Annotated in this window: 7 protein-coding genes and 1 pseudogene; 3 read left to right on the top strand and 5 right to left on the bottom strand. The window is 57.5% G+C overall.

Annotation, left to right across the window (positions count from 1 at the left end):
- Positions 1-259 (top strand): annotated as a pseudogene (potD, locus tag HP459_RS18820) (spermidine/putrescine ABC transporter substrate-binding protein PotD); the annotation flags it as partial.
- Positions 260-293: 34 nt separating this feature from the next.
- On the opposite strand, the gene cobB reads toward potD, so the two are convergent.
- The 5 genes from cobB to lolC are packed head-to-tail and all read right to left on the bottom strand — an operon-like array spanning position 294 to position 5233.
- Positions 294-1115 carry a Sir2 family NAD+-dependent deacetylase gene (gene cobB, locus HP459_RS18815; RefSeq protein ID WP_022647760.1) on the bottom strand — a complete coding sequence of 274 codons (822 nt, stop codon included), beginning with the start codon at positions 1113-1115 and terminating at the stop codon, positions 294-296.
- A gap of 14 nt (positions 1116-1129) precedes the next feature.
- Positions 1130-2041, bottom strand: a complete 912-nt coding sequence (nagK, locus tag HP459_RS18810; protein ID WP_023299807.1) for an N-acetylglucosamine kinase — start codon at positions 2039-2041, stop codon at positions 1130-1132.
- A 54-nt stretch (positions 2042-2095) separates the two neighbouring features.
- Positions 2096-3340, bottom strand: coding sequence for a lipoprotein-releasing ABC transporter permease subunit LolE (lolE, locus tag HP459_RS18805; RefSeq protein ID WP_022647758.1), 1245 nt, complete (start codon positions 3338-3340; stop codon positions 2096-2098).
- Complete coding sequence (gene lolD, locus HP459_RS18800) at positions 3340-4041, bottom strand: lipoprotein-releasing ABC transporter ATP-binding protein LolD (protein WP_022647757.1); 702 nt, start codon at positions 4039-4041, stop codon at positions 3340-3342. The genes lolE and lolD overlap by 1 nt, the downstream gene beginning before the upstream one ends.
- Complete coding sequence (lolC, locus tag HP459_RS18795) at positions 4034-5233, bottom strand: lipoprotein-releasing ABC transporter permease subunit LolC (RefSeq protein WP_017384712.1); 1200 nt, start codon at positions 5231-5233, stop codon at positions 4034-4036. Before lolC ends, lolD begins: the two co-directional genes overlap by 8 nt.
- Positions 5234-5489: 256 nt before the next feature.
- On the opposite strand from lolC, the gene HP459_RS18790 reads away from it, so the two are divergent.
- On the top strand, positions 5490-6563 hold the full coding sequence (locus HP459_RS18790; RefSeq protein WP_022647756.1) for an acyltransferase family protein: 1074 nt from the start codon (positions 5490-5492) through the stop codon (positions 6561-6563).
- Between the two features lie 145 nt (positions 6564-6708).
- Positions 6709-8868, top strand: a 2160-nt coding sequence (mfd, locus tag HP459_RS18785; protein WP_171936633.1) for a transcription-repair coupling factor, incomplete at its 3' end; no start/stop codon positions are given.

Below are 8868 nucleotides of genomic sequence, written 5' to 3'. Positions count from 1 at the left end.
TAATGCGAAAAACGTCGATGGCGCCCTGAAGCTGATTAACTTCCTGCTGCGCCCGGATGTGGCAAAACAGGTGGCGGAAACTATTGGTTATCCGACACCAAACCTGGCCGCGCGGAAGCTGTTAAGTCCTGAAGTGGCGAATGATAAATCGCTTTATCCGGACGCTGAAACCATCAGCAAAGGGGAATGGCAGAACGACGTCGGTGACGCGAGCCGCCTGTATGAAGAGTATTATCAGAAGCTAAAAGCAGGCCGTTAATGCACAACGGGCGACGCAAGGTCGCCCGTTACCCTTACAGCCCCTTCAGGAGTTTATCCACAAAGGCTGGCACCACCTCGCTGGCCAGACCGTAATGCTTCTCTTCAAACTCACTCCCGACCTGGCTTGGCTCAAGATTAAGCTCCACCGTATGGGCACCTTGCAGTCGCGCTTCGTGAACAAACCCCGCCGCCGGATAGACATGCCCTGAGGTACCAATGGCGATAAAGACGTCCGCCATGGCCAGGGCGCTGTAGATCTCATCCATCCCCAGCGGCATTTCGCCAAACCAGACCACATGGGGACGCAGACGCGAAGGGAACTGACAGCAGTGGCAGCGGTCTTCGTCCAGCACGTCCTCTTTCCACTCCAGCACCTGCCCACTCCATGCGCACCTCACCTTGAGCAGTTCGCCGTGCATGTGAATGATGTTGTGGTTTCCGGCTCTTTCGTGAAGATTGTCGATGTTTTGCGTCACCAGCAGAAAACGATCCCCCAGCGCCTCCTCCAGCTTTGCCAGCGCCAGGTGCGCCGCGTTTGGCGCAATCTCCGGCTGCTGAAGCTGGCGACGACGGGCGTTGTAAAACGCCTGAACCAGCGCCGGATCGCGGGCGAAACCTTCCGGCGTCGCCACATCTTCTACTCGGTGTTCTTCCCACAGCCCGTCCGCCGCGCGGAAGGTCTGAATACCGGATTCGGCGGAGATCCCCGCCCCGGTCAACACCACCACTCTGGGTTTATCCATCGCTTCTGGCATCATCCTGTCTCTGAAAAAGATCCGCTGACGCAGGCGTTCACGTAAGCGGCGTTTATTTTTGCGAAAACGGCTGAGTCGACCCTGGCGACGCGACAGCATAGTAACCTCGTAAACTAATCGGTGAGATGAAGGAATGCGGCTCCGCGCATGCCTCCTGCGTCCCCGTGTCGCGCACGCTCAATGCGCGGCACGCGGGCGACCGGCAATAAATGTCGGGGCAAACGCCCGGACAGTTGTTCCGTAATCGCAGTGAAATTTGACAGCCCTCCCCCGATCACCAGCAGATCCGGGTCGACGATGGTCAGGATATTCCCCAGACACACCGCCAGCAAATCAAGATAGCGCTCAACGTGCTCACGCGCCTGCGCGTCTCCCTGCTCCCACAGCGTAATGATTTGAGGGGCCTCAAGTTTCTGATGATAGAAGTGTTCATAAAGCCATGCAAACCCGCGCCCTGAAAGGTAACTCTCAATGCAGCCGTGCTGACCACAGCCGCAGCGGGTAAGCGGGAAATCACGACCAACGACGTCCAGCGCATCCACCGGCAGACGGATATGACCAAATTCTCCGGTAATGTAGCTGCGCCCGGTAATGGGCTTACCGTTAATGACAATCCCGCCACCGACGCCCGTTCCGAGGATCAGCCCCATCACCAACGGATAGCGACGAAACTCGTCGTCCCAGGCCTCTGAGAGAGCAAAACAGTTGGCATCGTTGTCTAAGCGCACGTCGCGCTCAAGGAGAGCAGAAAGATCGGCACGCAGGGGTTTGCCGCTGGCAGCAGGAACGTTGGCGGCATACAGCGTGCCGTCGTCGGTTTCGGGCATACCCGGTATACCAATGCCGACGCTGCCTTTGACGCCAAAGCGTTCATCCGCCTGCGCCACCAGCGCGGCAATGGCGGTTAAAAATTCATCGTAGCTATCGCGCGGCGTAGGCACGCGGGTTTCCCATTGTAGCTTAAGGTCTTTATCGAACACGCCGAGCGCAATCTTGGTGCCGCCAATATCAAATCCGTAATACATGATGCATTCCTCTGTTTGATTCAGCGGCCAAAAGACCGCTAAACCATGACGAAATTACTGGCCACTTAATACCCTCGCCGGATCAATTCGGCTTGCGCGACGCGCCGGATACCAGCTTGCCAGCAGACTCAGTAAAAGTGCTGTAACCAGCACATAAATGACGTCCAGCCAGTGCAGTTCAGACGGCAGGAAGTCAATAAAATAGATATCGCCTGACAGGAATTGATGGCCGATAAGCGCCTCAATCCCGTTGATAATCGGCGTCAGCTGAAGAGACACCACCACGCCGATGACCACGCCGCAGAGGCTACCAAACAGCCCCGCCAGCAAACCGTACCAGACGAAGATGGCGCGAATAAGACCGTCTTTCGCCCCTAAGGTACGCAGCACGGCAATGTCGCCGCTCTTGTCCTTAACGGCCATGACCAGCGTCGAGACGATATTAAAGCACGCCACGCCAATCACCAGCACCATCGCCAGATACATAATCGCGCGGATCATCTGGATATCACGGTACATATACCCGTAAGTGCCGATCCAGCTTTTGATGTAGACATAGTTATTGGTCACGCTGCCAGCGTCACGCACCAGTGTATTGGCGTTGAAAACGTCGTTAACCTTAATGGCAATGCCCGTCACGCTGTCGCTCATATCCAGATACTGGCGCGCATCTTCCAGCGGCACCATCGCGAAGCTGTGATCGAGCTGGCCGCTCAGCTGCAAAATACCGGTGACGTGCAGACGCACGCGCTTAGGCTGCTGCAATTTGTGATCAGCGCTGGCGTTCGGGATCATGATCGAGACCCAGTCGCCCTGCTTCACCTTCAGTGCATCGGCAACGCCTTTGCCCATGATGATCTGCTGTTCGCCAGCCTTAAAGTTTGCCCATGCACCATTTTGCACATAGCGAGGCAGCGCGCTCAGACGCTCCTCCTGACGTGGATTCACCCCTTTCACCTGAATGGCGCGCAGGTTTACCCCGCTCTCTACCAGCCCGGTAAAGTTGATGTAAGGTGCAGCCGCCGCAATGCCGGGTACCTTTTCCACTTTGTTCAGGGCATCACGCCAGCTGGACCACGGCTGGTTAACCGGCTCGATTTCACCGTGGGGTACAACGGCCAGAATGCGGTTATTCAGTTCGCGCTCAAAGCCATTCATGGCGCTTAAGCCCACGATTAGAACCGCCACGCCCAGGGCGATACCGATGGTGGAGATCACGGAGATAAGGGAAACCATCCCGCTCCGGCGACGACCGCGGCTAAAGCGTAACCCAATGAGTAACGATAACGGTGAAGCCATTACTCCGCTCCCATCAGCGTCAGTTCTGCATTCAGACGACCGTCGCGCATTTCCAGCTGACGGCCCATCCGCTTAGCCAGCTGCAAATCGTGCGTGACCACCAGAAACGCGGTTCCCTGCGCGGCGTTCAGTTCGCCGAGAAGCTGGAAAATGCTGTCTGCGTTACGCGCATCGAGGTTACCTGTCGGCTCATCCGCCAGCACCAGGCGCGGGTTGTTGACCAGCGCACGGGCGATGGCCACACGCTGACGCTCGCCGCCGGAAAGCTCAGACGGACGATGATTCCCGCGATGACCCAGCCCTACCGCGTTTAGCATGTCGCTGGCGCGGGCATTAATTTCCGCGGGTTTCTTTTTACCAATCAGCAGCGGCATTGCGACGTTTTCCAGCGCCGTAAAGTCCGGCAGCAGGTGGTGGAACTGATAGATAAAACCCAGCTCACGGTTACGCAGCTCGGCTTTCGCCGTAGACGACATTTTACTCAGCGGCTGCCCGGAAAAGATCACATCGCCTTCGGTTGGCGTGTCCAGCCCGCCCAGCAGGTGCAGCAGCGTACTTTTGCCGGAGCCGGAGCTGCCGACAATCGCCATCATCTCGCCTTCGCCCACGCTAAAACTCACATTGTGCAACACGTCGGTCTGCACAGTGCCTTCCTGATAGCGTTTGGACAGGTTGTCGCACTGCAACAGGATCTTATTCATAACGTAAAGCCTCAGCGGGTTGAGTGGCGGCAGCCCGCCAGGAAGGATAAAGCGTAGAGAGCAGCGCAATAGCCATCGCGGCCAGCGCAATACCGACCACCTGGAGCGGCTCGATAGCCACCGGCAGCGCCGCACCATCAAGCAGCGCGCCGATAATCGGCATGAGATTGTTGAGCTGGCTGGCGAGCAGCGCACCCAGCGCCGCGCCGAGCAGCGCGCCGATGATGCCAGCGCTGGCGCCCTGCACCATAAATACAGCCATGATCTGGCGCGGCGTCAGCCCCTGGGTTTGCAGAATGGCGACTTCGCCTTGCTTCTCCATCACCATCAGCCCGAGCGAGGTGATGATATTAAACGCGGCAACGGCCACGATCAGGCTCAGCAGCAGCCCCATCATGTTTTTCTCCATGCGCACGGCCTGGAACAGTTCGCCTTTGCGGTCGCGCCAGTCCTGCCATTTCGTTCCTTCCGGTAGCGTCTGCTGGCTAAGGGTATCCACCTTCAGCGGCGCATCAAGCCACAGACGCCAGCCGGTGATATTTCCCGCCGGGTAGCGCATCAGACGCGAGGCGTCCTGAATGTTAACAAGCATCTGGTAACCATCGACTTCGCTGTTCGCCGCAAACGTGCCAATCACGTTGAACAGGCGCTGGCTTGGCAGACGCCCCATCGGCGTAAACTGACTGGCTGAGGGCACCATCACGCGCAGTTGATCGCCACGGTTGACCCCGAGCTGCCCGGCAAGCTGCTCACCGAGGATGACGTTGTATTTACCCGCTTCCAGGTCGGTTTGTTTCACATTGACCAGGAACGGCGTCAGCGGATCTTTTTGCGCCGGATCGATACCCAGCATCACCCCGACCGCCACGCTGCGGGCGCTTTGCAGCACCACATCGCCCGTCGTGAGGGGCGCAACGCGCGTGACACCCTGTAACTTCACCGCGCTTTCCGGCAGCTGTTGCGGGTTAACGGAGCCCTGAGTGGAAGAGAGAACGGCCTGCGGCATCAGCCCCAGGATATTGTTTTGCAGCTCGCGCTCGAAGCCGTTCATGACGGAAAGCACCGTCACCAGAGCCATCACGCCAAGCGTAATGCCAATAGTCGAAAGCCAGGAGACAAAGCGACCAAAGCGGTCCGCGGCGCGCCCACGCATGTAACGTAAGCCTATGAAGAGTGCGACAGGTTGATACATGAAATCCGTCTGTTTGCTGATAGCAGACCCACGAGTATATAAGCGAATCCGCTAAGCGTAAATGACTGAAACCGTAAGATTCGGTAATCATTTTTCCGAAAAATTCAGATAAATCATCATGCTACTGACTGAACTTCCGCCATACAGCCTCCACCTTTTCCGAAAATCGTCCTGATACAGACTGTTACCCGTTACATCGGGGTTTCATTTTACAACAATCGACCTTTCGTTTATGGCAACAAGGTCGTCACGCACAATGAAACAAAAAGCATTATGGATTAACCAGATAAAAGGGCTGTGCATCTGCCTGGTGGTGATTTACCACTCGGTGATCACCTTTTATCCTCACCTGGACGGGCTACAGCATCCGTTATCGGGCCTGCTCGCCAAATGCTGGGTCTACTTTAATCTTTACCTCGCCCCGTTCCGTATGCCGGTGTTTTTCTTCATCTCCGGCTATTTGATTCGTCGATATATTGACGAGGTGAACTGGCGCACCAGTCTCGACAAGCGGATCTGGAGCATTGTCTGGGTGCTGGCCCTGTGGGGCGTCCTGCAATGGCAGGCGCTGACCCATCTGAATGCCTGGCTCGCCCCCGAGCGTGAACTGGCGACAGCATCCAATGCGGCCTACGCCGATTCCGTTTCAGGTTTTGTACTGGGAATGCTCACGGCCAGCACCAGCCTATGGTACTTGTACGCCTTAGTGGTCTACTTCACGCTCTGTAAACTGCTGAGCCGCTGGAAACTGCCGATGCTGGGGCTTCTGGCGCTGGCAAGCATCGCCATTAACTTCCTGCCTTTACCGTGGTGGGGAATGAACAGCGTGGTGCGCAACATGATCTACTACAGCCTCGGCGCATGGTACGGCGCGCAGTTGATGACGTGGATGAAAGGGATGAATTTGCGCCGCAGCTGGCTGGTACTTATCGCCTCTGGCGCGGTGTCGGTTGTGCTGTGGTTCGCTAATGTTCCTCTGCCGCTATCACTGCTGTCGATCGTGGTCATCATGAAGCTCTTTTACAGCTTCGAGCAGCGTTATGCCGTTCATCCCAATAATCTGCTGAACGTCATCGGTTCAAACACCATCGCGATTTATACCACCCACCGCATTTTAATTGAGGCGTTTAGCCTGCTCCTGATTCGCGAAATGAATGCGGCGTACTGGCCGATCTGGGCGGAGTTAACGCTGATTCTGGTCTATCCGTTCGTCAGCCTGCTCGTCTGCACGCTGGTTGGACTGGGCGCACGTAAGCTCTCGACCGCCCTCTTTGGCGACCTTTTCTTCTCCCCTCCCGCACGGCTTACGCCACAGCTCGCCAGCCGCTAACCTACCCTGCCCCCATCCGGGGGCACTTTTCCTCTTGTGCGGTTACGATTTGCTTATGCAAAACGATCGAGGATAATAAAGACATTGCGTATCAGTGATATGCCCCAATACTGTTGGTATATCCCCAAGAGACCCTGACATAGCCATGCCTGAACACTATCGTTTTTCCTTGCCTGTAAAAGCAGGTGACCAACGCCAGCTGGGCGAACTGACAGGCGCGGCCTGCGCCACGCTGGTGGCGGAAATTGCCGAGCGCCATCCGGGGCCGGTGGTGCTGGTTGCCCCGGACATGCAAAACGCCCTGCGCCTGCACGACGAAATTCGTCAGTTCACCGACAGTCTGGTATTCAGCCTGGCCGACTGGGAAACGCTTCCCTACGACAGTTTCTCTCCGCACCAGGAGATCATCTCCTCACGCCTGTCGACGCTGTATCAGCTCCCCACCATGCAGCGCGGCGTGCTGATTGTGCCGGTGAATACCCTGATGCAGCGCGTCTGTCCGCACAGCTATTTGCACGGCCATGCGCTGGTGATGAAAAAAGGCCAGCGCCTGTCGCGCGATGCCCTGCGCGTGCAGCTTGACGGAGCCGGTTACCGTCATGTCGATCAGGTGATGGAGCACGGCGAATACGCGACGCGCGGTGCGCTGCTGGATCTCTATCCAATGGGCAGCGACCAGCCGTATCGTCTGGATTTCTTCGATGATGAGATCGACAGCCTGCGCGTGTTCGACGCCGACACCCAGCGCACGCTGGAGGAAGTGGACTCCATTAATCTGCTGCCCGCCCATGAGTTCCCGACGGATAAAACCGCCATCGAACTGTTCCGCAGCCAGTGGCGCGACAGGTTCGACGTGAAACGTGATGCCGAACATATCTACCAGCAGGTCAGCAAAGGCACCCTTCCGGCGGGGATCGAGTACTGGCAGCCCCTGTTCTTTAACGAACCGCTGCCGGCGCTGTTCAGCTACTTCCCGGCCAATACGCTGATTGTTAACACCGGGGATATCGACGCCAGCGCCAGCCGCTTTGAAAGCGAAACGCGCGCCCGCTTTGAAAACCGGGGCGTTGACCCGATGCGTCCGCTGCTGCCGCCGGAAATGCTGTGGCTGCGTACCGACGAGCTCAACGCCGAGCTAAAACGCTGGCCGCGTATGCAGCTCAAAACCGATTCGCTTGCCGATAAGGCGGCGAACACCAATCTCGCGTTCCGGACGCTGCCCGATCTGGCCGTCCAGGCGCAGCAGAAATCCCCGCTCGATAACCTGCGCAAGTTTCTTGATTCCTTCACCGGGCCAGTGGTGTTCTCCGTTGAGAGTGAGGGTCGTCGTGAAGCGCTGGGCGAACTACTAGGGCGGATCAAAGTTGCACCGAAGCGCATTCATCGCCTGAGCGAAGCGACCGGAAATGGTCGTTACCTGATGATCGGCTCCGCCGAGCACGGATTTATTGATACGCTCAATAACCTGGCCTTGATTTGTGAAAGCGACCTGCTGGGCGAGCGTGTGGCGCGCCGTCGTCAGGACAGCCGTCGCACCATCAACCCGGACACCCTGATCCGCAACCTGGCCGAACTGCACCCCGGTCAGCCGATCGTTCACCTGGAACACGGTGTGGGTCGCTATCAGGGAATGACCACCCTCGAAGCAGGCGGCATCAAAGGTGAATACCTGATGCTGACCTACGCGAACGACGCCAAACTGTACGTGCCGGTGTCGTCCCTGCACCTTATCAGCCGCTACGCCGGTGGCGCGGAAGATAACGCGCCGCTGCATAAGCTGGGCGGCGACGCCTGGTCACGCGCGCGGCAGAAGGCGGCGGAAAAAGTGCGCGACGTGGCCGCCGAGCTGCTGGACATTTACGCCCAGCGTGCGGCCAAAGAAGGTTATGCGTTTAAGCATGATAAAGAGCAGTACCAGCTGTTCTGCGACAGCTTCCCGTTTGAAACTACGCCGGATCAGGCTCAGGCCATAAATGCCGTGCTGAGCGACATGTGCCAGCCGCTGGCGATGGATCGCTTAGTCTGCGGCGACGTGGGCTTCGGTAAAACCGAGGTGGCGATGCGCGCCGCTTTCCTGGCGGTTGAGAACAACAAGCAGGTGGCGGTGCTGGTGCCGACCACCCTTCTTGCCCAGCAGCACTTCGACAACTTCCGCGACCGCTTCGCCAACTGGCCGGTACGTATCGAAATGTTGTCCCGCTTCCGCAGTGCCAAAGAGCAGACGCAGATCCTGGAGCAGGCAAGTGAAGGCAAAATTGATATTCTGATCGGCACTCACAAGCTGCTGCAAAGTGACGTGAAGTGG

It is taken from the genome of Enterobacter sp. CM29 (genome assembly GCF_013179605.1).
Taxonomy (GTDB): Bacteria; Pseudomonadota; Gammaproteobacteria; order Enterobacterales; family Enterobacteriaceae; genus Enterobacter; species Enterobacter intestinihominis.
The sequence above is the reverse complement of the archived record's forward strand: the minus strand, read 5'-3'. Positions and strand labels throughout refer to the sequence as shown.

Excerpts from the sequence above, each read along its gene's own strand:
- cobB (WP_022647760.1), bottom strand. The coding sequence starts at position 1,115 with ATGCTGTCGCGTCGCCAGGGTCGACTCAGCCGTTTTCGCAAAAATAAA.
- nagK (WP_023299807.1), bottom strand. The coding sequence starts at position 2,041 with ATGTATTACGGATTTGATATTGGCGGCACCAAGATTGCGCTCGGCGTG.
- lolE (WP_022647758.1), bottom strand. The coding sequence starts at position 3,340 with ATGGCTTCACCGTTATCGTTACTCATTGGGTTACGCTTTAGCCGCGGT.
- lolD (WP_022647757.1), bottom strand. The coding sequence starts at position 4,041 with ATGAATAAGATCCTGTTGCAGTGCGACAACCTGTCCAAACGCTATCAG.
- lolC (WP_017384712.1), bottom strand. The coding sequence starts at position 5,233 with ATGTATCAACCTGTCGCACTCTTCATAGGCTTACGTTACATGCGTGGG.
- HP459_RS18790 (WP_022647756.1), top strand. The coding sequence starts at position 5,490 with ATGAAACAAAAAGCATTATGGATTAACCAGATAAAAGGGCTGTGCATC.